Source organism: Nakamurella leprariae, assembly GCF_016918035.1.
Lineage (GTDB): Bacteria > Actinomycetota > Actinomycetes > Mycobacteriales > Nakamurellaceae > Nakamurella > Nakamurella leprariae.
The window spans coordinates 210,615-233,741 of sequence record NZ_JAERWK010000016.1; the positions used below are offsets into that span (position 1 = coordinate 210,615).

General features: G+C 71.9%; 19 protein-coding genes. 13 read left to right on the plus strand and 6 right to left on the minus strand.

Annotated elements, in window-relative coordinates:
• Positions 1-161 precede the first annotated feature (161 nt).
• From kdpF to JL106_RS13285, 6 genes are all read left to right on the plus strand, one after another.
• Positions 162-269 (plus strand): K(+)-transporting ATPase subunit F, encoded by a 108-nt coding sequence (gene kdpF / locus JL106_RS22105; protein ID WP_205261183.1) that lies wholly within the window; start codon positions 162-164, stop codon positions 267-269.
• Positions 269-1,951, plus strand: a complete 1,683-nt coding sequence (gene kdpA / locus JL106_RS13265) for a potassium-transporting ATPase subunit KdpA (protein ID WP_205261184.1) — start codon at positions 269-271, stop codon at positions 1,949-1,951. Before kdpF ends, kdpA begins: the two co-directional genes overlap by 1 nt.
• The gene (kdpB, locus tag JL106_RS13270; RefSeq protein ID WP_205261185.1) at positions 1,948-4,095 is read left to right on the plus strand and encodes a potassium-transporting ATPase subunit KdpB; all 2,148 of its coding nucleotides are present in this window, start codon (positions 1,948-1,950) and stop codon (positions 4,093-4,095) included. Before kdpA ends, kdpB begins: the two co-directional genes overlap by 4 nt.
• A gap of 5 nt (positions 4,096-4,100) precedes the next feature.
• Positions 4,101-4,748 carry a potassium-transporting ATPase subunit C gene (locus JL106_RS13275; RefSeq protein WP_205261186.1) on the plus strand — a complete coding sequence of 216 codons (648 nt, stop codon included), beginning with the start codon at positions 4,101-4,103 and terminating at the stop codon, positions 4,746-4,748.
• A 93-nt stretch (positions 4,749-4,841) separates the two neighbouring features.
• Complete coding sequence (locus JL106_RS13280) at positions 4,842-7,454, plus strand: sensor histidine kinase (protein WP_205261187.1); 2,613 nt, start codon at positions 4,842-4,844, stop codon at positions 7,452-7,454.
• Entirely contained in the window at positions 7,451-8,137 is a 687-nt protein-coding gene (locus JL106_RS13285) for a response regulator (protein ID WP_205261188.1), read from the plus strand. Before JL106_RS13280 ends, JL106_RS13285 begins: the two co-directional genes overlap by 4 nt.
• A gap of 17 nt (positions 8,138-8,154) precedes the next feature.
• Here JL106_RS13285 and JL106_RS13290 read toward each other — a convergent pair whose 3' ends face one another.
• On the minus strand, positions 8,155-10,209 hold the full coding sequence (locus tag JL106_RS13290) for a primary-amine oxidase (RefSeq protein ID WP_205261189.1): 2,055 nt from the start codon (positions 10,207-10,209) through the stop codon (positions 8,155-8,157).
• A 200-nt stretch (positions 10,210-10,409) separates the two neighbouring features.
• Here JL106_RS13290 and JL106_RS13295 point away from each other — a divergent pair, with 200 nt between their 5' ends.
• Complete coding sequence (locus JL106_RS13295; protein WP_205261190.1) at positions 10,410-11,291, plus strand: NmrA family NAD(P)-binding protein; 882 nt, start codon at positions 10,410-10,412, stop codon at positions 11,289-11,291.
• A 64-nt stretch (positions 11,292-11,355) separates the two neighbouring features.
• On the opposite strand, the gene nusB is transcribed toward JL106_RS13295, so the two are convergent.
• The 5 genes from nusB to JL106_RS13320 form a co-directional block, all read right to left on the minus strand.
• Entirely contained in the window at positions 11,356-11,811 is a 456-nt protein-coding gene (gene nusB, locus JL106_RS13300) for a transcription antitermination factor NusB (protein WP_205261191.1), read from the minus strand.
• A gap of 5 nt (positions 11,812-11,816) precedes the next feature.
• Entirely contained in the window at positions 11,817-12,380 is a 564-nt protein-coding gene (gene efp, locus JL106_RS13305) for an elongation factor P (protein ID WP_205261192.1), read from the minus strand.
• A 79-nt stretch (positions 12,381-12,459) separates the two neighbouring features.
• On the minus strand, positions 12,460-13,617 hold the full coding sequence (locus JL106_RS22110; protein WP_205261193.1) for an aminopeptidase P family protein: 1,158 nt from the start codon (positions 13,615-13,617) through the stop codon (positions 12,460-12,462).
• Between the two features lie 73 nt (positions 13,618-13,690).
• A complete protein-coding gene (locus JL106_RS13315; protein ID WP_205261194.1) occupies positions 13,691-15,091 on the minus strand; it encodes an HNH endonuclease signature motif containing protein in 1,401 nt (466 codons plus the stop codon).
• A 46-nt stretch (positions 15,092-15,137) separates the two neighbouring features.
• Positions 15,138-15,512 (minus strand): hypothetical protein, encoded by a 375-nt coding sequence (locus JL106_RS13320; protein ID WP_205261195.1) that lies wholly within the window; start codon positions 15,510-15,512, stop codon positions 15,138-15,140.
• A 375-nt stretch (positions 15,513-15,887) separates the two neighbouring features.
• On the opposite strand from JL106_RS13320, the gene JL106_RS13325 reads away from it, so the two are divergent.
• From JL106_RS13325 to rhaI, 6 genes are all read left to right on the plus strand, one after another.
• A complete protein-coding gene (locus JL106_RS13325) occupies positions 15,888-16,706 on the plus strand; it encodes a DeoR/GlpR family DNA-binding transcription regulator (RefSeq protein WP_205261196.1) in 819 nt (272 codons plus the stop codon).
• A gap of 308 nt (positions 16,707-17,014) precedes the next feature.
• Complete coding sequence (locus JL106_RS13330) at positions 17,015-18,097, plus strand: autoinducer 2 ABC transporter substrate-binding protein (protein WP_236007571.1); 1,083 nt, start codon at positions 17,015-17,017, stop codon at positions 18,095-18,097.
• A gap of 98 nt (positions 18,098-18,195) precedes the next feature.
• A complete protein-coding gene (locus tag JL106_RS13335; RefSeq protein WP_205261197.1) occupies positions 18,196-19,755 on the plus strand; it encodes a sugar ABC transporter ATP-binding protein in 1,560 nt (519 codons plus the stop codon).
• Positions 19,752-20,795, plus strand: a complete 1,044-nt coding sequence (locus JL106_RS13340) for an ABC transporter permease (RefSeq protein WP_205261198.1) — start codon at positions 19,752-19,754, stop codon at positions 20,793-20,795. The genes JL106_RS13335 and JL106_RS13340 overlap by 4 nt, the downstream gene beginning before the upstream one ends.
• A complete protein-coding gene (locus JL106_RS13345; RefSeq protein ID WP_205261199.1) occupies positions 20,792-21,895 on the plus strand; it encodes an ABC transporter permease in 1,104 nt (367 codons plus the stop codon). The genes JL106_RS13340 and JL106_RS13345 overlap by 4 nt, the downstream gene beginning before the upstream one ends.
• Positions 21,896-21,932: 37 nt before the next feature.
• The gene (rhaI, locus tag JL106_RS13350; RefSeq protein WP_205261200.1) at positions 21,933-23,111 is read left to right on the plus strand and encodes an L-rhamnose isomerase; all 1,179 of its coding nucleotides are present in this window, start codon (positions 21,933-21,935) and stop codon (positions 23,109-23,111) included.
• Positions 23,112-23,127: the final 16 nt, after the last annotated feature.

Sequence of the window (23,127 nt, forward strand, 5' to 3'; positions counted from 1 at the left end):
CGCCTTCCCGCCGTCGATCTCGCGAGCACGCTGCGATCGGTGCGCCGGCCGGCGCACCGCGCCGCGTCGGAAGTGAGGACGTCCGTGGCTGACGTCGTGTTCGTGCTGATCGTCGTGATCGGCTGGCTGGCCTGCCTGCTCACCCTGCGGATGGTCGGCCGGTGACCGGCATCCTGACCAGCCCGGCCGTGACGGTGGTCCTGCTGCTCATCGCGGCCGCCCTGCTGGTGTACCTGGTGGTGGCGCTGGTGCGCCCGGAGCGGTTCTGATGAGCCCGGCACTCGCGGCCGCCCTGCAGCTGGCCCTGGTCGTCGCCGTGCTGGCCGTGCTGTACGTCCCGCTCGGCGACCACATGGCCCGTACCTACACCTCCCGCACACACCTGCGGGTGGAGCGGATCGGGTACCGGATGGTCCGGGTCGACCCGGACGCCGACCAGAGCTGGAAGGCGTACGCGGCCAGCGTGCTGGCGTTCACGCTGGTCAGCATCCTGGGGCTGTACCTGCTGCAACGGGTCCAAGGGGTGCTGCCGCTGTCCAACGGGCTGGCCGGGGTGAGCCCCTCGGTGGCGTTCAACACGGCCATCTCGTTCGCCACCAACACCAACTGGCAGTCGTACGTGCCCGAGACCACCATGGGTCATCTGACCCAGATGATCGGGCTGACGGTGCAGAACTTCCTGTCCGCCTCGGTCGGCATGGCGGTCGCGGTGGCGTTGATCCGCGGCATCGTCGCCGTCCGCGGTGGCGGGCTGGGCAACTTCTGGGTCGACCTGACCCGCGGCGTGGTGCGGATCCTGCTGCCGCTGTCGATCATCGTCGCGATCATCCTGCTCACCCAGGGCGTGATCATGTCGCTGCACACGTCGTTCACCGCGACCGGACTGGACGGCAGCACATCGGCCTACGCCCTGGCCCCGGTCGCCTCACAGGAGGCGATCAAGGAGCTCGGCACCAACGGCGGTGGCGTGCTGAACACCAACTCCGCCCATCCGTTCGAAAACCCCACGCCGCTCAGCAATGTCGTGGAGGTCATCGCGCTGCTGCTCATCCCGGTCTGCCTGACCCGGACCTTCGGCACCATGGTCCGGGACCGGCGCCAGGGCACCGTGCTGCTCGCGGTGATGGGTGCCCTGTGGGCCGCCCAACTGGCCGTCGGCCTGTGGGCCGAGTCGTCCCCGCACGGGGTGGCGGCGCAGGCGGCCGGCGCCATGCTGGAGGGCAAGGAGGTCCGGTTCGGCATCCCCTCGTCGGTGCTGTTCGCGGTGAGCACCACCGGGACCTCCACCGGTGCGGTGAACTCCATGCACGACAGCTACACCGGTCTCGGCGGTGGCGGCCTGCTGCTGAACATGCTGTTCGGCGAGATCGCCCCTGGTGGTGTCGGTTCCGGCCTGTTCGGGATCCTGGTGCTCGCCGTGATCGCGGTGTTCGTCGGTGGCCTGCTGGTCGGCCGGACGCCGGAGTACCTCGGCAAGAAGATCGGCCGACGCGAGATCACCATGGCCGCGCTGTCCATCCTGGTCATGCCGGCGCTGGTGCTCATCTGCACCGCGGTGGCGGTCGTGCTGCCGAGCACGTCCGGCGCCCTGGGCAACAGCGGCGACCCGGGCACACCCGGTGCCATCCACGGCTTCTCGGAGGTGCTCTACGCGTTCGCGTCGGCGGCCAACAACAACGGCAGCGCCTTCGCCGGCATCACCGTCACCAACGACTTCTTCCAGATCGCCCTGGGCCTGGCCATGCTCCTCGGCCGGCTGCTGCCCATCGTCTTCATCCTCGCGCTGGCCGGATCGCTGGCCGAGCAGACGCCGACGCCCGCGTCCACCGGCACCCTGCCGACCCGCGGTGTGCAGTTCGGCGTACTGCTGGTCGGTGTCGTCATCCTGGTCGCCGCCCTCACCTTCTTCCCGGCCCTGGCGCTGGGACCCATCGCGGAGGCACTCGTATGACCCCGTCCACCGGCGCGGGACCGACCCTGACCACCGAGCGTCCGGAACCGACCCCGGACTCCGGCATTGCCGCCGGGCCCACGCCGGAACGCACGCCCGCGGGCGTCTTCCGGCCCCGGCAACTGCTGGAGGCGCTGCCCGGCGCGGTCCACAAGCTCGACCCCCGCCACCAGGCCCGCAATCCGGTCATGTTCGTGGTGCTGGTCGGATCCGTCGTCACCACCGTGCTCGCCGTGCTGCAGCCGAGCGCCTTCGCCTGGGCGGTGGCGGTCTGGCTCTGGTTCACCGTGCTGTTCGCCAACCTGGCCGAGTCGGTGGCCGAGGGCCGTGGCAAGGCGCAGGCAGCGACGCTGCGCAAGGCCAAGCAGGACACCGTCGCCCACCGGCAGACACCGACCGGCATCGAGGAGGTGCCCGGGAGTGCATTGACCGTCGGCGATCTCGTCGTCGTGGAGGCTGGTCAGGTCATCCCCGGTGACGGCGACATCGTCGAGGGCATCGCCACGGTCGACGAGTCCGCCATCACCGGGGAATCGGCGCCCGTGGTCCGCGAGTCCGGCGGCGACCGCAGCGCGGTCACCGGCGGCACCACCGCGCTGAGCGACCGCATCGTCGTCCGGATCACGGCCGAGCCCGGCGAGTCGTTCGTGGACCGGATGATCGCGCTGGTCGAAGGGGCGGCGCGGCAGAAGACCCCGAACGAGATCGCGCTGAACATCCTGCTGGCCGCGCTGACCATCATCTTCCTGCTCGCCGTCGTGGCCATCGGCCCGATGGGCGCGGCGGCCGGTCAGCTGCAGGACCCGATCCGGTTGATCGCCCTGCTGGTCTGCCTCATCCCGACCACCATCGGCGCGCTGCTCTCGGCCATCGGCATCGCCGGCATGGACCGGCTGGTCCAGCACAACGTGCTGGCCATGTCCGGCCGGGCGGTCGAGGCGGCCGGCGACATCGACGTGCTGCTCATGGACAAGACCGGCACCATCACCTACGGCAACCGGCGCGCCACCGAGCTGCACGCGGTCGGCGCGGTGAGCGCCGAGGAGCTGGCCGCGGCGGCCCGGCTGTCCAGCCTGGCCGACGAGACCCCAGAGGGCCGCAGCATCGTCGAGATGGTCACCGAGCGGTTCCACCTGGCCGCCCAGGCCTCCCCGGCCGAACGGCGCGCCGAGCTGATCCCCTTCACCGCGCAGACCCGGATGAGCGGCGTGGACGTCGACGGCACCCGGATCCGCAAGGGCGCCTCGGGTTCCGTGCTGGCCTGGGTGCAGGAGCACGGCGGCTCGCAGCGTGCGGACGCCGCCGCGATCGCCACGCAGGCCACCGATCTGGCCGACGCGATCGGGGCGCGGGGCGGCACCCCGCTGGTCGTGGCCGACCTGCGGACGTCGACCGGGCAGGCCCGCATCCTCGGCGTCATCGAGCTGTCCGACGTGGTCAAGCCCGGCATCGCCCAGCGGTTCGCCGAGCTGCGCGAGATGGGCATCCGCACCGTCATGGTCACCGGTGACAATCCGCGCACCGCCGCGGCGATCGCCCGGGAGGCCGGCGTCGACGACGTCCTGGCCGAGGCCACCCCGGAGGACAAGCTGGCGCTCATCCGGCGCGAACAGCAGGGCGGCCGGCTGGTCGCCATGACCGGCGACGGCACCAACGACGCGCCGGCGCTGGCCCAGGCCGACGTGGGCGTGGCGATGAACACCGGGACGGCCGCGGCCAAGGAGGCCGGCAACATGGTCGACCTCGACTCGGACCCGACCAAGCTGATCGACGTGGTGCGGATCGGCAAGCAGCTGCTCATCACCCGCGGTGCGCTGACCACCTTCTCGCTCGCCAACGACCTGGCCAAGTACTTCGCGATCCTGCCGGCGCTGTTCTCCGGCATCTACCCACAGCTGGACGCGCTGAACGTCATGCGGCTGGCCAGTCCGGCGTCCGCCATCCTCTCGGCGGTCATCTTCAACGCGCTGGTGATCATCGCGCTGGTGCCGTTGGCCCTGCGCGGCGTCCGCTACCGCGCCACCACCGCCTCGAGACTGCTGAGCCGCAACCTGCTGCTCTCCGGTGTCGGCGGCGTGATCGTGCCGTTCGTCGGCATCTGGCTCATCGACCTGCTCGTCCGTCTTGTTCCCGGGATCGGGTGACTGAGATGCGTTCCCTGCTCCGTCCGCTCGGCGGCGCCATCCGCGTGCTGCTGCTGTTCACCGTCGTCTGCGGCCTGGTCTATCCACTCGCCATCTGGAGCGTCAGTCGGATCGGCACCGCCTCGGCCGAAGGCTCCCCGCTGCAGGACTCGGCCGGGTGCGTCGTCGGCAGCGACCTGATCGGCGTCGACCCCCAGGTCGCCGCGGGCGACCCGGACCCGTTCTTCCACCTCCGGCTGGACGGTGACCCGACCGCGGACGACCCGGTGGCGGGCGCCATGACCCCGGGTGACCCGGCCGCCGCCGACGCCAACGACGCCGGCCCCAACAACGAGACCCTGCTGGAGTTCGTGCAGATCCGGCGCGAGGTGATCGCCGCCCGGGAGGGCGTCGACCCGGGCCAGGTCCCGCCCGACGCCGTCACCGGGTCCGGCTCCAGCGTCGACCCGGCGATCAGCCCGGCCTACGCCGAGCTGCAGGTCCCGCGGGTGGCCCGGGAGAGCGGCCTGTCCGCGGACGCGGTGCGGCACCTCGTGGCCGAGCACACCGAGGGCCGGCAGTGGGGCTTCCTCGGCGAGCCGCGGGTGGACGTCCCCGCCCTCAACGTCGCCCTGGGCCTGACCGCCCCGGGCTGCCGCACGCCGGCCGGGTGAGCCGTGTCGCGTCGTGACGGCCGCCCCGTCCTGCCCCGATCGGATCCGACGGGGCATCCTCAGCCCGATCACCGATCGGGGCAGGATGGCGTCATGGCCCGCGGTGAACTGCGCATCCACCTGGGTGCTGCCCCCGGTGTGGGCAAGACCTACGCCGTCCTGAACGAAGCGCACCGCCGCGCCGAACGCGGTGCCGACGTGGTGGTCGGGTACGTGGAGACGCACGGACGGGTCAAGACGGCCGAGGCGGTCGGGGGCCTCGAGGTGGTCCCGCGCCGGGAGTCCGAGCACCGCGGCGTCGCCCTGCAGGAGATGGACCTGGACGCGGTGCTGGCCCGCCGCCCGCAGGTCGCCGTGGTCGACGAACTCGCCCACACCAACGCCCCCGGCTCGCGCAACCCCAAGCGGTGGCAGGACGTGCAGGAACTGCTGGACGCGGGCATCGACGTGCTGTCCACGGTGAATGTCCAGCACCTCGAGAGCCTGAACGACGTGGTCGAGCAGATCACCGGCGTGGTGCAGCACGAGACCGTGCCGGACGAGGTGGTCCGCAAGGCCGAGCAGGTCGAACTGGTCGACATCACCCCGGAGGCGCTGCGGCGGCGGTTGTCCCACGGCAACATCTACCGACCCGAGCAGGTCGACGCGGCCCTGGCCAACTACTTCCGCGCCGGCAACCTCACCGCGCTGCGCGAACTGGCCCTGCTGTGGGTGGCCGACCAGGTGGACACCGCCCTGACGCGGTACCGCGGCGAGCACCGCATCACCGCCACCTGGGAGGCCCGGGAACGAGTGGTCGTGTCGGTCACCGGCGGACCGGAGTCCGAGACCCTGATCCGCCGCGGCACCCGCATCGCCTCCCGGGCCGGCGCCCAGTTGATCGTGCTGCACATCCTGCGCGGCGACGGGCTGACCGGCCTGTCGGCCACCGCACTCGGCCGCATCCGCCGGCTCACCGACGCGGTCGGCGGCACGCTGCACACGGTCACCGGCGACGACGTACCGGAGACCGTGTTGCAGTTCGCCCGGGGCGTGAACGCCACCCAGATCGTGGTCGGCACCTCCCGCCGCTCCCGGTGGGCGCACATCCTGGACGAAGGCGTGAGCGCGGTCATCGTGCGCAACTCCGGGTCGATCGACGTGCACCTGGTCACCCATGAGCAGGCCGGCGGCGGGCACCAGCGCCGACAGGCACTGCTGCACAGCATCATCCGCCCGACCTGGCGGCAAGTGCTGGGCTGGCTGGCAGCCGTCAGTCTGCCGGCTGCCCTCACCGGGGTGCTCATCGCCCTCGGTCGCGTGTTCGACTTCGCCAGCCAGGGCGTCTTCTACTTCCTGGTCGTGCTCGGCGTCGGCCTGCTGGGCGGTGTTCCTCAGGCCGTGCTGGCCGCCGCCCTGTCCGGGCTGCTGCTCAACTACTTCTTCACCACGCCGCAGTACACGTTCACGGTCGCGGACCCGGACAACCTGGTCACCCTGGTGGTGCTGATGATCGTGGCGGTGGCCGTGGCGCTGCTCGTCGACGCGGCCGCACGGCGCCGGCGGGAGGCGGCCGCGGCCACCCGGGAAGCGGAACTGCTGGCGCTGTTCGCGTCGTCGGTGCTCCGCGGCGCGGACCTGCCGGCGCTGCTGACCAGACTGCTGGAGACGTACGGTCAGCGGGCGGTGAGCCTGCTGCTCCGTCGTCCCGGGCAGGTCGGCCGGGACGACCGGGCCGCGTTCACCGTCGCCGCCCAGGTGTCCGCGGGCGCCGACGTGCAGCCGCCGCGGTCGATCGCCGAGGCCGACACCGTGACCGAGATCGTCGGTGGTGAGGACGGCCGCGAGTACGTGCTGGCGCTGCGCGGGCCGGAACTGGGCGCCCGGGAACGGCGGGTGCTGCGGGCGGTGGCCCACCAGGCGGTGAGCCTGCTGCGGCAGTCCCAGCTCACCGCCCAGGCCGACGCGGCGGCCGCGGTGGCCGAGGGCGACCGGCTGCGCCGGGCGCTGCTGTCCGCGGTGAGCCACGACCTGCGCACCCCGCTGGCGGCCGTCAAGGCGGGGGTGTCCGGGCTGCGCAGCGCCGATGTGCAGCTCTCGGCCGAGGACACGGCGGAGATGCTGGCCGGTGTCGAGGAGTCCGCCGACCAGCTGTCGGCCCTGGTCGACAACCTGCTGGATTCGTCCCGGCTGGCCGCCGGAGCCGTCCATCCCACCAGCACGCCGTGTTCGTGCGAGGAGGTGGTGCAGCGCGCGGTGCTGAGCCTGCCGGCCGAGGCCCGCCAGCGGATCATCACCGACGCGGAACTCACGCCGACCGTGCTGGCCGACGCGGGTCTGCTGGAACGGGTGCTGGCCAATCTCTTCGCCAACGGTGTGCAGCACGCCGGACCGGACGCGGAGATCCGGGTGACCGCGGCCCAGCGCGGGGCCCGGGTCACCGTGCGGGTGTCCGACACCGGCCGCGGACTACCACCGGACGTTCCGCCGGACGCCCTGTTCCAGCCCTTCCAGCGGCTCGGTGACCACCCGGGCGGGGTGGGCGTCGGCCTGGGACTGACGGTGGCCCGGGGCTTCACGGAGGCGATGGGCGGCACGGTGACCGCGGAGGACACCCCCGGCGGCGGCCTGACGATGATCATCGAGCTGCCCGCCGCCCTCGCCCGCGCGGACCAGACGGACCGGGCCGCGTCGATGAGCGCTGCGCCGGAACCGAGCGTGTCGTGACCCGCGTCCTGGTCGTCGACGACGAGCCACAACTGCTGCGCACCATGCGGATCCATCTGTCGGCCCGGGGGTTACGGGTCACCACGGCTGCGGACGGGCACACCGCGCTCGCCGCGGTCCGGGAGACCGACCCCGAGGTGGTCGTGCTCGACCTGGGCCTGCCCGATCTCGACGGCACCGAGGTGCTGGAAGCCATCCGGTTGACCAGCTCGGTGCCCGTCATCGTGCTGTCCGCGCGGGCCGAGTCGGCCGACAAGGTGGGTGCGCTGGACGCCGGCGCGGACGACTACGTGACCAAGCCGTTCGGGATGGACGAGCTGCTGGCCCGGCTGCGGGCGGCCGTCCGGCGGGCGCAGACCGTCGTCCCCGCGGGCCCGGCGGCGGAGGTCATCACCACGGACGCGTTCACCGTCGACCTGGCCGCCAAACGCGTGCTACGAGACGGCGTCCCGGTCCGGCTCACCCCCACCGAGTGGGGCATGCTCGAGATGCTGGTCCGCCGCCCCGGCGCGCTGGTCCCGCAGGCCGACCTGCTGCGCGAGGTCTGGGGGCCGGCGTACTCCACCGAGATCCACTACCTGCGGGTGTATCTCGCTCAGCTGCGGCGGAAGTTGGAGCCGGACCCGAGCCACCCGAGGTACCTGATCACCGAACCGGGGCTGGGCTACCGGTTCGAGCCCTGACCCGGTCGGGCGCCGGATCAGTCGGCTGCGCGCGGGGCCACCGGGTGCGCGGGACAGGCCGGGCCGTCGCCGTCCTGGCCACCGTGTCCCGGCGCGGGCGCCACGTCCAGCGCGGGGTTGCGGTCGAAGAACCCGAACGGGGTCAGCCGGAACGACACCGTGTCGACCGGCATCACCGGCCAGTCCTCGACGCGGGGCACGTGGTGGATCCCGAAGACGTGCCACAGCACCAGGTCCTGGTCGCGCAGGTCCTCAGCGTCGGCGACCCACCGGCTCATCCCGGTGTCCTCGGCGCTCTGGGTCGGGTACTCACCGCACGGGTAGCGCTCGTCGTCGTGCCGGCGGGTCACCCAGAGCTGGTGCCCGATGACCGGGGCGCGCCGGAACTGCGGGCTGCCGGAGTCCATCAGCGCCGGAAAACTGGCGGTGGGGACCAGCTTGTAGGCCACCGGATCGCCGAACGCATTGCGCCGTCCGGGGTTCAGCACCTTCCAGCTGCGCTGGGTGGACCAGTCGTGGTCCCGGCCGGCCATCGACTCATCGGTGATGGGCGTGGCCCGGGTGGTGACGTCCAACCCGTACGGGTTGTCCGGCCCGATCGGCGCGGCCACCGAGTCGATCTCGTGCACCTCGTTGCTGGTGCCGTCGATGTCCAGGTCCAACCGCGCGACCAGGAAGTGCTGGTGGATCGGGGCGTAGGTGCGGTGGTCGACCAGGGTTCCGGTGGCCGGCGTCGGGGCACCCTCGGGCAGCGGCGTGGTGACCATGATCCCGGTGGCCCGCACCTCGCACTCGATGGTGCCGTCCTGGTACAGCCGCCAGTAGACCAGGTACTCGTAGTTGGCCACCGTGGCGTGGAACGAGATGACCATCCGACGGCGCCGGCGGACCTGCGCCCCGGTGCGGCCGTCGACGTGCTTCCACAGCACGGCGTCGTCCTCCTCGTGCAGGCAGATGGCGTTGGTGATCCGGTACGGCTCGCCGCGACTGTCGGCCAGCACCGCGTCCACGTACCGGATCTCGCCCAGGCAGTCGCACCCGAGCTCCAGCGAGGTGGTCATCGCCCCCAACCCCCACTCGCCGATGTCGTAGGCGGTGCGTCGCACGTGATCGAAGCCGGAGTCCCGGTACGGCACGATCATCTCGGCGAACGAGAGCCGATGCGCGATCGGGCGTTCCGATCCGCCACCGGGGCCGGCGTCCGTGTAGCGCAGCTGGTGGAGCACCAGACCCTCGCGGGCGGTGAAGCCGAGCCGGAGGGTCCATCGCTGCCACCGCAGCTCGGTGCCGTCCAGGATGAACGACGTCCCCTGAGGCTGCACGATGTCCAGCGGCCGCAGATCGGTCCGCACCTGCTGGCCGGGCACCAGCTCCGGGAGGTACTCCCCCATCACCGGCGCCGGGGGCGCCACCCGGTCAGCGGGCAGCTCGTCGATCTCCAGCAGCGTCATGGTGTTCATGTCGACGATGAGCTTGATGCCGGACACCAGGTGCGCGTACGGGTTCGCGTCGGGCGACTCGCGGCGCCAGATGTCGGCCCAACCCAGCCGGCGGTCGCGGTACTGCTCGGGCATGAGCGCCAGCCCGTACGTCCAGACGTCGATGAGCACCAGGGCCAGGTCGGTGATGCCGCGACGCGCCAGCGCGGCGACGACGCGCGGGTCGGCCTTCATGGCGTGCTCACACTCGTGCCACTCGTCCGGGGTGAAGTTGGGCGTGACGCCGGGGACGTGGGTGAACGCCTCGACCACCGGCTCGGCGGTACCGGTGCGGCCGGGACCGTCCAGCCGGACGACCGCCTCGAAGACCCGGTTGTCGCTGCGGTCCCACACCACCGCCTGGGCCCGGCGGTCCGGCCGCGGGTCGGGGCGCCCGGCCGCCTCCCAGGCCAGGAGCTCGGCCTTGGGCGGCTCCAGCAGCGTGACGGAGGCATAGCGGAAGCTCGGCCCGACACCGCGACGTTCGGCCAGCACTCCGGTGACCGACCGGAACTCGTCCTCGGTGAGCGGGTCGAGCGGATGCCCGACGGCGGGCTCGGCCTGGCTGGTCGTCGTGGAGCCTGCAGCGGTCACGGCGCTCGGGGTCCCTTCCCGGCTCGGTGCGGATCAGTGCGGGTCGGTTCGGATCGGCGCGGATCGGTGCGGTGTGAGTCTCGCTCGTCGGCGGCCCGCCCGTCACCGTGGCACGATCTTCCGTCAGGTGACCGTTCGCCGCCGGTGACGCGCCGGGCCCAGCGGTCACGCCCAGCTGGATCGGTCCTCAGGAGGGCGTCATGGTCGTGCTGGTCATCGGTGCGACGGGGATGTTCGGCAGCCGGGTCACGGCGCAGCTGGTGGCGCACGGCGTCCCGGTCCGGGCGCTGGTCCGCGACGAGGCCCGAGCGCGGACGGAGCTCGGCTCCGGGCCGGAGCTGGTGGTGGGCGATCTTGATCGGCCCGACACGGTGGACCCGGCTGTCCGCGGCGCCGACACCGTGTTCCTGGTGACGCCGATGGACACCCGGATCGCCGACCGGGAACTGGCCGTGATCGCCAAGTCAGAACGGGCCGGCGTGCGCCGGGTGGTCAAGGTGCACGGCGCCGTCCGGCACGACGGGGACGAGCTGGAGCAGCTGCACCAGCGCTCCATCGCCGCGCTGCGGGCGTCGGGTCTGGACTGGGTCACGGTCTCGCCCAACTCGGTGATGGAGACGAGCCTGTTCGGTCAAGCCGGCGCGATCGCCGGGACCGGGTCGATGTGGGGGTGCGCCGACCAGGGCCGGGTCGGCCTGGTCGCCGCCGACGACGTGGGGCGGGCCGCCGCCGCGGTGCTCACCGACGAACGTCCGCTCGAGCCCGGCACCGACTTCGTCATCACCGGCCCCGAGGCCCTGACGATGACCCAGGTGGCTGCGGTGATGAGCGACGTGCTGGGCCGGTCGGTGACCTACCAGGACCTGCCGCTGGAGAAGTTCCGCCAGATCCTGCTCTCGCAGGGCCTGTCGGAGCAGGACGCCGAGATCGGCGTCATCTCCCACTTCCGCGCCTGGCGGCGGGGCGGGGCGGACATCGTCACGGACACCTACCGCCGGCTGACCGGGTCGGAGCCGACGTCCTTGCGGCAGTGGCTGGCGGCGCACCGCGCCGACTTCGCCTGGGAGCGCCCGGAGCAGTGACCCGGCCACGGGCGTCCCCGGGGCAGCACCGACCGGAACCGGGACGCGGGCGCCCCGGCTGGGATCAGGCGGAGTTCTGTGCGCGCAGCTGCCCGACGTCCGGGACCAGCTGGCCCAGGACACCGTTCACGAACCGCGGTGAGTCGTCCGTGGACAACGTCTTGGCCAGCTCGACCGCCTCGTCGATGGCCACGGCCGGCGGGACGTCCGGGACGTACAGCAGCTCGAAGGCCGCCATCCGCAACACCACGCGGTCCACCGCCGGCATCCGGTCCAGACTCCACCCGCGGGCGTGCCCCGCGATGACCTCGTCGAGTCGGTCCCGGTGCTGGGCGACCCCGCGGACCAGCTCCTCCGCGTAGTCACCCAGCGGCGTCACCTGGGCCGGTGACCCGCCCAGCGACGGGTTGCGCGTGAGTTCCAGACGCTCGGAGAGCACCTCGAGGGGATCCACCCCGCGCGCGTCGGCGGCGAAGAGGATGTCCAGCGCGCGCTTGCGCGACTTCGAACGGGCGGACACGCAGGTCAGCTGGTGACGCGGCCGAGGTACCGACCGTCGCGGGTGTCGACCTTGATCTTGTCCCCGGTGTTCAGGAACAGCGGGACCTGGATCTCCGCGCCGGTCTCCAGGGTGGCCGGCTTGGTGCCGCCGGTGCTGCGGTCGCCCTGCAGACCCGGGTCGGTGTGCTGCACGACCAGCTCGACCGAGGCCGGCAGCTCCACGAACAGCACCTCACCGTCGTGGGTGGCGACCATCGCCTCCTGGTTCTCCAGCAGATAGTCGGCCGTGCCGCCGACCGTCTTGGCCGGGACGTTGATCTGGTCGAAGGTGTCGCCGTCCATGAAGACGAAGTCGGTGCCGTCCTTGTAGAGGAACGTCATGTCCCGCTTGTCCACGGTGGCGGTGTCGACCTTGATGCCGGCGTTGAAGGTCTTGTCGACGACCTTGCCCGACATCACGTTCTTCAGGGTGGTGCGGACGAACGCCGGCCCCTTGCCCGGCTTGACGTGCTGGAACTCGGTGATCGTCCAGAGCTGACCCTCGAGATTGAGCACGAGGCCGTTCTTGAAATCGCTGGTGGAGGCCATGGTGGTCCGGTTCTGCCTTTCGGAGCTGCGTGCTTTCAGCGGTGCGGGTCTGCTCACCCGTGGTGTGCCGCGGGTCGAGTCACACCTGACGGAGTCCACGACCGGTCGACGTCAGGACCTCGAAGCCTCCGGGACGGACCACGCCGCTGTCCTCGATGCGGACACCGCCGCGTCCCTCCAGGTAGACCCCTGGCTCGACGGTGACGCACATACCGGCGACCATGGTACCGGTGGCGGAGGCCGCCAGGCTCGGTGCCTCGTGGACCTGCAGTCCCACCCCGTGGCCCAGTCCGTGCAGGAACCGGTCGCCGTACCCGGCGTCCGCGATGACCGCACGGGAGGCCGCGTCGATCGCGCCACCGCTGCGCCCGGGCGCGACCGCGTCCCGCCCGGCCTGTTGCGCAGCCAGCACCAGGTCGAAGACCTCCCGCTGCCAGTCGGCCGGCCTTCCCAGCACGATGGTCCGCGTCATGTCGGAGTGGTAGCCGTCGACGGTCGCCCCGAAGTCGAACTTGACGAAGTCGCCCGCTGCCAGCACCGCCGCGGTCGGCCGGTGGTGCGGGATGGCGCTGTTGGCGCCCGCCGCCACGATGGTCTCGAAGGACGGGTCCTCCGCCCCGAGGGTCCGCATCCGCTGGTCCAGGTCCAGCCCGATGGTCCGCTCGGTCACACCCGGGCGGACGACGCCTGAGTCGAGCAGCCCGGCGAAGGCCTGGTCGGCCACCGCACAGGCCCGGCGCAGGGTCTCGATCTCGGCCTCGTCCTTGACGGCACGGAAGCCCTCGACCACCCTGGTGGTGGCGACCAGCTCCACGGCAACGGCACGGTCGGGACCGGCCTCGGTCGACCTGGACGCCACCTGCTGCAGCGCATCGTGGGCGGCGACCGACACCGCGTCGGCCTCGAACCCGACGCGGCGGAGCTGGGCCCGCCGCAGCAATGCCCGGTCGCTCGGCCGGTCGATCAGCCGGGGCAGATCGGGGACCTGGGCGGCGGATTGGGTGACGTACCGGCCGTCCGTGCAGAACGTGCTGCCGGTCAGCCGCTCCCCCACCGGCGCGTCCGGGTCGATCGATGCCGGGTCCTCGGCCAGCAGCATCAGCGCCGCGTTCGAGCCGGTGAACCCGGTCAGGTACCGGACGTTGATCAGATCGGTGACCAGCAACCCCTCCAGACCACGGTCGGCGAGCGTGGCGGCGACGGCGGCACGACGGGCGGCGTACGGGAAGGCGGGCACGCGGCGATGGTAGGCGCCGGGTGGTGCCGGGCCGCGGGACGCCACGAGCACGCGTGGCCCGGGTCGGTCGCCATCACCGCCCGCCCTCCGGATCCTCGGCCCTGTCCCGCCACGGTTCGTGGTGGTGCAGCCGGTTGCGGCGAGGGTGTTGGTGGGGGTCCACCCACACCGGCGGGATGTGCTCGGGGTGCCCGTCGGCGCCCAGACGCACGACCCAGTGGCCGGCGTGCAGGACGGTGTGGTGGTGCCGGCAGTACAGGACGGTGTTCTCCAGGCTGGTGGGTCCGCCGTCGGCCCAGTGCCGGACATGATGCGCGTCGCACCAGCCGGGTGGCCGGTCGCACCCCGGGAACGCACAGCCGCGATCGCGGACGGCGAGGGCGCGGCGCAACCCGAGCGGGACCAGGCGGTGCTCCCGGCCGACATCCAGCACCTCGGAGGCGCCGCCGAGGACGGCGGGCACGATGCCGGCGTCGCAGGCCAGCTGGCGGATCTCGCCGGCGCGGACCGGACCCCCATGGTCGAGCAGGGCGAGACCACGACCGGCGCGGAGCTGGTCGAGCCCGACGGTCACGGTGAGGTGCGGGCGGACGCCGCCGTGCTCGCCGACCACCGCGGCCCCCAGGGCCCGGTGGAGCGCCTCGGTGAGCGCGTGCGCCCGGCGGGTGGCGACCGACCTCGCCACCGGCAGATGGCCGTCGGGGTCGGTCACCGTGGCGGCGCGTTCGGGCGCGGGCGGCGCCATGAGCGGATCGGTGGCCTGACGCAGCGTCTCGACGCCCTCGTCGTCCAGATGACCGGTGATCCGGGTCAGGCCGGTGAACGGGTCGCGCCGACCGAGCGACAGCGAGGGGTGCTTGCGCGGATCCTGCTCCGGAGGCAGGTCCCCGTCCGGATCGGCCAGGATGGCGATCGTCCGGGCGATGTCGGCCAGGTGCGTCGGGTCGGTCAGCCCGGCCTGCTCCACCAACGCGCGTTCCACGGTGCCTCGGACGTTCGCCGGGACCCGCGGCGGCAGCGACCGCATGGTCGACTCGATGACCTCGACGTGGTGGGCATTGACCACGCCGTCCCACATCGAGGCAGCCAGCTCCGGCAGCCGGGGCGGGAACCGGTGTCCGGACACCTGCGGCTCCTCGAGCACCACCGTGGCGGCGCGGACCCGCGCATGCGCCTCGCCGGGACGGATCCGCAGCATCTCCCGCAGCAACCCGGCCGTGGAGGACGCCCCGAACCGCTCGGCCAGGCCGTGCCGATGGATCACCCCGGCTGCGACGATCCGCGTCGCGTCGACCAACCGGGCCAGGTCCTCCAACGACCGGGCACGCTCCAGGACCACCGACTCGGCCACTCCGACCCATCCGTCGTCGTCACGCAATCCGGTCAGCAGCTCACGGACGGAGGCCACCACGGCATCGATGCCCATGTCGGGCCGGGAGTCGGGATCGACTGCGCCGTACTCGGTGTCGGTCACCGGGAGCCCACCGAGACTCCGCGCGCGGGCCGGCACTCCGTCGTGGTCATCGCTGACCCGCGTCCGAACGCCCCGGCTCACCGGGCAGCGTGCAGCGCAGGTCGTCCTGGGGCACACCGCCGATCGTCGCGACGACGGCGTCGCCCAACAGGGTCAGGCAGCCGAGCGCGCGGGCACAGCCGCCGACCCGCAGCCCCGGATCGTCGTCCGCCGCCGCGGGACCGGGCCGGTCCCGGCACAGCGGGACCGTCTCGTCCACTTGCGAGACGGGCACCGGCACGGTCGCCGGCACGTCGACCGTCGACAGGAGGGAGCCGGTCGGCGCGTCGATGGCCGGCATCGGCAGCGGTCCGCCGGCCTCCGCCCCGCACCCGACCACGCCGCCACCGACCACCAGGGTCAGGCCCCCGGCGAGCACCATCGATCGCACTGCTGCCGTCCATCCGTGTCCACGCACGTCGCCCTCCGTCAGGTCGAGAGCCCCGGACGCTAGGCACGGCCGCCGTCGGTGCCCACCGACCCGGCGCGGATGTGGACAACTCCGGCGGTGTGGACACCGGCGCCGGATGCCCCGATCACCACGCCGCGCCACGGTCTGCACCAGCTGCGGACCACCCTGCGCACAGCGAACGACAGCGCAACGTCAATGCACGCAAAGGGCTCGGGTTTCGTTTTTCGTCGATCAGTTGACATACGGATCGGTGCGGGTGTGAGGTGAGTCGCATCGAACCCGGCGGCGATGCGACAGATGCCGCCACGGACCAGTTCTCGCAGTTCCACGAGGAGGTGGCTCACGGTGGCGTCGTTGGACGAGCTGGCCCGCGAGCAGGCCGTCCTCGCGGCGCTGCGGTCGTCCGGGCGGGTCAGCATCCAGGAGCTGGCCGGGAAGTTCGGGGTCTCGGCGGTGACCGTCCGCAAGGACCTCGACGCCCTCGCCCGCCGGCAGTTGCTCCGCCGCGTGCGGGGTGGCGCGGTGAGCGTCGGGGCCACCGACGAGGGGTCCTTCGACGGCCGGCTGCGCCAGGCCGTGGCCGCCAAGGCCGCGATCGCCCGCGCAGCGGCCCGGCTGGTGCGGGACGGCGACGTGATCGCCATGGACGCCTCGACCACGTGCTACCACCTGGCCCGCGAGCTGCTGCACCGTCGCGATCTGGTGGTGGTCACCAACGGCCTGCGGGCGGCCACGCTGCTCATGGCCAAGTCCGACGCCACCGTGATGATGCCCGGCGGGATCCTCCGCCGGTCGTCCGGCTCGCTCATCGCCCCGGTCGGCGACGTGCTGACCGGGCGGGGCCGGATCCGGCTCGGCTTCTTCGGGGTCGTCGGTCTGTCGACCAGCCGTGGGCTGCTGGACATCTCGGCGGGCGAGGCGCAGACCAAGCAGCACCTGGTCAACGCCTGCGACGAGGTCCACGGCGTGTTCGACTCGTCCAAGGCCGACGGGTTCGGCCTGCACACCTTCGCCGGGCCGGGGCAGATCACCGGGCTCTGGACCGACGAGGGACTCGATCCGGCGGTCACGGCCACCTGGGCCGCCGTCGGCGTCCCGGTGACCACCGTGCGGGTCGACCACACCCTGGTCACGCCGTTCCCATTGACCGGGGAGGTCGGATGACCACCGGCCGCTCCACCACCGCCGGCAGCCGGCGGGCGCTCATCCGCCCCCCGGGCTGACCGCACCACCGCCGGGTCCGGTCGCATCCGGTCCGGCACCACCGTGCCGCGCACCGTCGCGGATCGCCCGACCCCGCACCCGGATCCCGGACCCCCGAGCGTCCTGCCGTCCCAGCCCACCCCGGGACGGTCGTCCACCCCGCACCGGTTCCGCAGGACCGGTGGCGGTTCCGCAGTCCTCCTGCCCCGACCCGGAGCAGGACCCACCGTTCGCGGCCGATCGCCGGCCGCCAGCCCGTTGGAGTGCTCATGCGTGGTTCCTCGAAGGTCACGGCGATGGTCGCCGTCGGTGTCGCCGCGGCGCTCGTGCTGACCGGGTGCAGCAAGAAGAACGAGGACGCGGCCGGCGGTGGCGCGACCTCGGCGGCCAGTTCGGCGGCCAGCTCGGCGGCCACCAGCGGCGGCGGCTCGTCGTCCGAGAAGGTCAAGGTGGCATTCGTGCCCAAGCTGCAGGGCGTCCCCTACTTCGAGGCGATGAACACCGGCGGCCAGGAGGCCGCGGCAGCCCTCGGCAACGTGGAATGGCTCTACCAGGGGCCAACCCAGGCCGACGCCGCCGCCCAGGCCGACATCGTCCGGTCGTTCATCCAGCAGCAGGTCGACACCCTCATCGTCGCCCCCAACGACCCCGACTCCATGGCCCCGCTGCTGCAGCAGGCCAAGGACGCCGGCATCCACGTCGCCACCTCCGACACCGACGCGCCGACCTCGGTGCGCGAGGTGTTCGTCAACCAGGCTTCGGCCCAGGGCATCGGTGAGGGCCTCACCGATGCGCTGCTGGACGCGATGGGTGGCTCCGGCAAGTACGCCATCGTCTCCTGCGGCCAGACCGCCGAGAACCTCAACTCCTGGATCGAGGTGCAGAAGGCGTACACCGCCGAGCAGTACCCCGACGCTGAGATCGTCGACATCGTCTACGCCGGCGAGGACCAGGCTCGGGCCACCCAGCAGGCGACCGACCTGATGAACGCGCACCCGGATCTCACCGGGCTGGTCGGCGAGTGCACTTCGTCCGCACCGGGTGTCGCCCAGGCGGTGCGGGACGCCGGCCGGATCGGCCAGGTCTTCACCGTCGGCCTCGGCACGCCCCAGTCGATGAAGCCGTACCTGGCCGACGGATCGTCCTCCGCGTCGATCCTTTGGGACGTCGAGAACCTCGGCTACCTGACCGCCTGGGCCGGGGCCCAGCTCGCCCAGGACCAGTCGTTCGAGGCGACCAACGACGTCAGCGACACCCTGGACGCCGTCGAGTACGACGACGCGACCAAGACCCTGCTCCTGGGGCCGGCCCTGGCCATCACCGCCGAGAACGTCGACCAGTTCTCCTACTGACCGGCTCGCGGGTCCGGGGGGCGACCACCTCCCCGGACCCGCGCCCCCCATCGCCTGCGGCTCGCGCCGCGGTGCGTCCAGCACGGAAGGAGCACCCGGTGACTCCCGAGGACCCCTCGCCGGCCGACGATCCGGCGCCCGATGCGCCAGGCGTCGTCCGCCTCGCGATGACCGGCATCACCAAGCGGTTCGGCGCCGTCCGGGCCATCCGCGAGGCGGACCTGACCGTGCACGCCGGTGAGGTGCACGCCCTGGTGGGTGAGAACGGCGCCGGCAAGTCGACGATGATCAAGATCATCTCCGGCGCCGTCGCCGCGGACACCGGCCGCATCGAGTTCGAGGGTGCCGAGGTCTCGATCGGCTCCACCACCGACGCGATGGCGCTCGGCATCGCCACGGTGTACCAGGAGCCGCAACTGTTCCCGGAGCTGACCGTGGCCGAGAACATCTTCATCGGCCGGGAACTGCGCACCGGCGGCCGGGTCGACTGGTCCGGCCAGAACTCCCGGGTGGTCGAACTGCTGCAGCTGCTCGGCCTGCCCGAGCGGTACGCCACCGTGCCGGTGGGCACGCTGTCGATCGCCGAGCAGCAACAGGTCTCGATCGCCAAGGCGCTGGCCGGGGACGCCCGGGTGCTCATCCTGGACGAGCCATCGGCCATCCTGACCGACGCCGAGATCGAGGTGCTGTTCACGGTGGTGCGCCGGCTGACCGCCTCCGGCGTCTCGGTCATCTACATCTCGCACCGGCTGGACGAGCTGTTCCGCATCGCCCAGCGGGTCACCGTGATGCGCGACGGCCGCACCATCGGCACCCACCCGATCGAGGAGCTGACGGTGCGCAGCATCGCCGAGCTCATGGTCGGCGGCATCCTGTCCGCCGCCCGCGGCGAACGGACCGTGCCGGACGGCGACCCGGTGCTGGTGCTCGACGGACTGACCCGCACCGGCCGCTTCCACGACGTCGACGTCCAGGTCCGGCGCGGTGAGATCGTCGCGCTGTACGGACTCGTCGGCTCCGGCGTCTCCGAGATCGCCGCCTGCATCTACGGCATGGACCAGGCCACCGCCGGTTCGGTCCGGCTGGACGGGCGAGCGATCGCGCCGCGCACCCCGCAGCAGGCCCAGCGGCTCGGGATCGCGCTGCTGCCGGCCAACCGCAAGGTCGAGGGCATGTTCTCGTTCCAGTCCATCGCCTTCAACGTCTCGTCCGGGCACCTCACGTTGCTGTCGCGCTTCGGACTGTGGATGGACCGGGCCAGGGAACGCTCCGTGGCCCGGGACCTGATCACGCGGCTGGCCGTCAAGACGCCGAGCGAGCGGCAGGCCATCGGCGCCATGTCCGGTGGAAACGCCCAGAAGGTCGTGCTGGCGCGGCAACTCGTCGAGCGTCCGCAGGTGCTGGTGCTGGCCGAACCGACGCAGGGCGTCGACGTCGGCGCGAAGGAGGAGATCCACCGCATCATCACCGAACTCGCCGAGCAGGGTTCGGCCGTCCTGGTCGTCACCTCCGACCTGCCCGAGGCGCTGCGCATCGCCGACCGCCTGCAGGTGGTCCGCGGCGGCACGACCACCGTGGAGTTCGGACCGGACGCGACGCAGGTGGACGTGCTGGCCGCCGCCGCCGGTGCGGTCGACGAGGAAGGACACGCGGCATGAGCGTGCACACCGACGAACGCCCCGATCCGGGACTGCCGGCCGGCGAGCCACCGGCGGCGAGACCCACACCACGACGCCGGGTGCTGCCCTCCCCGGTCTCCGGTCAGGAACTGGTGCTGCTCGGGGTCATCGTGGTGCTCTGGATCGTGCTGGCCTTCGCCACGCCGGCCTTCTTCACCGCCGGATCCATCCAGCCGCTGCTGGTCGCGACCGCCCCGATCGCTCTGGTCGGCATCGGCATGACCATCGTCATCATCACCGGCGGCATCGATGTCTCGGTCGGCGCGGCCATCATGGTCTGCGCCGTGCTGACCGCGAAACTTCTGGTCGATGCGGGGCTCTCACTGTTGCCGGCGGTGCTGGTGTCCATGGCCGTCGGGGCGGTGCTGGGCCTGGTCAACGGTGTGCTCATCGCCTACGGCCGGGTACACGCCATCATCATCACCTTCGGCACCGCCAACCTGTTCCAGTGGCTGGGGCTGCAGATCTTCGCGTCCAAGACGGTGAACGGGATCCCGCAGACCTTCGACGTCTTCGGCCGCGGCGTCGCCGGTCGGACGTTCGGCGTCCCGCACGCCTTCCTCATCACCGTCGTGATCGCCGCCCTCGCCTGGTGGTACCTGCGGCACACGGCCGGAGGTCGCCACTTCTACGCCATCGGCGGCGACGCGAACGCGGCCCGGCTGGCCGGCATCCGGGTGCAGCGGCGGGTCCTGCTCGCCTACGTGATCACCGGGGTCCTGGTCGGTCTGGGCGCCTGCTTCACCATCGCGCAGGGCACCTCGACCCTCGACCAGTCCGTGGGCAGCGGCAAGGAACTCGCCGTCATCGCCGCGGTGGTCATCGGTGGCACCTCGATCATGGGCGGCCGCGGCTCCGTGCTGGGCACCCTGCTCGGAGCGCTGCTCGTCCAGACGGTCAGCTCCGGGGTGACCCAGCTGGGTTGGAACTCGAACCTGTCCGACCTGTTCGTCGGCGTCTTCATCATCATCGCGGTCGGGGCCGACCTGCTGCGCGAGCGGGCCAGGAGGGCACGATGAGCACGACCACGCCGACCGTCAGCGAGCCGGCCACTCCGTCCCCCCGGCCCAGCCGGACCGAAGGCCCCCTCGGCAGCCGCCTGCTGCGCGCGGTGCTGACCCAGCGGATCGTGCTGCTGGCCATCCTCATCGTCGTCGTGCTGGTCACCTTCATGGTCATGGACGCCGGCGACTACCTGACCGCGCCCTACGACCCGGACTACCTGGCCGCCGCGCTCATCAACGCCGTCCCGCTGGCCATGCTCGGACTGGCCGAGCTGCTGGTGATCCTTTCCGGCCGCGGCGGCATCGACCTGTCGGTCGGCGCCATCGTCTCGCTGGCCGGCATGGTGTTCGGCTTCATGTACGGCGAGTGGGGCTGGCCACTGTGGATCGCCATCATCGCGACCACCGCGTTCGGTGCCCTGTGCGGCGCGCTGAACGGATTCCTGGTGTCGTACATCGGGTTCCCCGCGCTCATCGCCACGCTGGCCACCTTCTACGCGTTCAAGTCGCTGGCCATCGTGATCAACTCGCAGCGGCCGATCAGCACACCGCCCATCCAGGACCTGTTCTCGATCAGCCGCTCGGTGGAGCTGCCGGTGATCGGGCGGGAGCTGCCGAACATCCCGCTGGGCATCTTCACCTTGCTGCTGCCCACCGTGATCGTGGTCTGGCTGGTGCTGGCCCGCACCACCTACGGCCGGCGACTCTTCGCCATCGGCACCAACGACGTCGCCGCCCGGTGGGCCGGACTGCCGGTCCGCGACACCCGGTTCAAGGCGTACCTGTACGCCGGCGCCATCTCCGGGCTCGTCGCCGTGGTCACCGTCGCGCAGTTCGCCTCGGCCCGGCCCGACGCCGGCGTCTCCGGCAGCGGGATGGCCCTGCCGGCCATCACCATCGCCGTACTGGGCGGCGTCGCCATCACCGGCGGCATCGGCCGGGTGTCCGGCGTGGTGCTGGCCACCCTGCTCATCGTCTGGCTGAACGCGGGCATCCTGCTCGCCTTCGTCGGGAACGAGGGCTCGCAGTACCAACTGCTCGCACTGGGCGTGGTGCTGGTGTTCGCCGCACTGCTGAACGGGCTGACCAACCGCCGGTTCACCGGCGCCCGATGACCTCCCCCGCCACCGCTCCTGCTGGAGGAAGCGCTCGATGACCTCGTCCACCCCATCGCACACCGACCCCCTGGCCGACCTGGACACGTTCAGCATCGAGGTGCCCAGCTGGGCGTACGGCAACTCGGGCACCCGGTTCAAGGTGTTCACCACTCAGGGCACCCCGCGCGACCCGTGGGAGAAGATCGCCGACGCGGGGCAGGTGCACGCGTTCACCGGGCTGGCGCCGCGGGTGTCCATCCACATCCCCTGGGACGCCGTCGACGACTTCGTTGAGCTCGCCTCGTACGCACGGGATCTGGGCGTGTCGATCGGGTCGGTGAACTCGAACCTGTTCCAGGACGACGACTACCGACTGGGCTCGCTGACCAATCCGGACCCGGGCATCCGGGCCAAGGCCGTCGCCCACCACCGGCAGTGCCTGGAGGTGATGCGGGCGACCGGGTCCAAGGACCTCAAGATCTGGCTGCCCGACGGCACCAACTACCCCGGCCAGGACTCGCTGCGCGACCGGCAGGAACGGCTGGCCGAGTCGCTGCGGGAGATCTACGACGCGACCGCCGAGGACGAGCGACTGCTGCTGGAGTACAAGATCTTCGAGCCGTACTTCTACTCGATGGACGTCCCGGACTGGGGCACGTCACTGCTGCACTGCCTGGCCCTGGGCGAGCGGGCCAAGGTCATCCTGGACACCGGGCACCACGCCCCGACCACCAACATCGAGTTCATCGTCATGCAGCTGCTGCGCGCCGGCCGGCTCGGCGCGTTCGACTTCAACTCCCGCAACTACGGCGACGACGACCTCATCGTCGGCTCGGCCGACCCGTTCCAGCTGTTCCGGATCATGCACGAGATCGTCTCGCAGCAGGCCCATCTGCCCGAGTCCGGGGTCAACTTCATGCTCGACCAGTGCCACAACATCGAGGAGAAGATCCCGGGTCAGATCCGCTCCGTGCTCAACGTGCAGCAGGCCACGGCCAAGGCGCTGCTGGTCGACCGCGAGGCCCTGCTCGCCGCGCAACAGGCGGGCGACGTGCTCGGTGCGCACGGTGTGCTCATGGACGCCTACGAGACCGACGTGCGCGGTCTGCTGGCCGACCGTCGCGAGGCGGCCGGCCTGCCGCGGGACCCGCTGCGCGCCTTCGCCGAGTCGGGCTACGCGGCCCGGGTGGCCGCCGAGCGAGTGGGCGGCACCCAGGCCGGCTGGGGCGCCTGACCGCTTCCGTGCCACC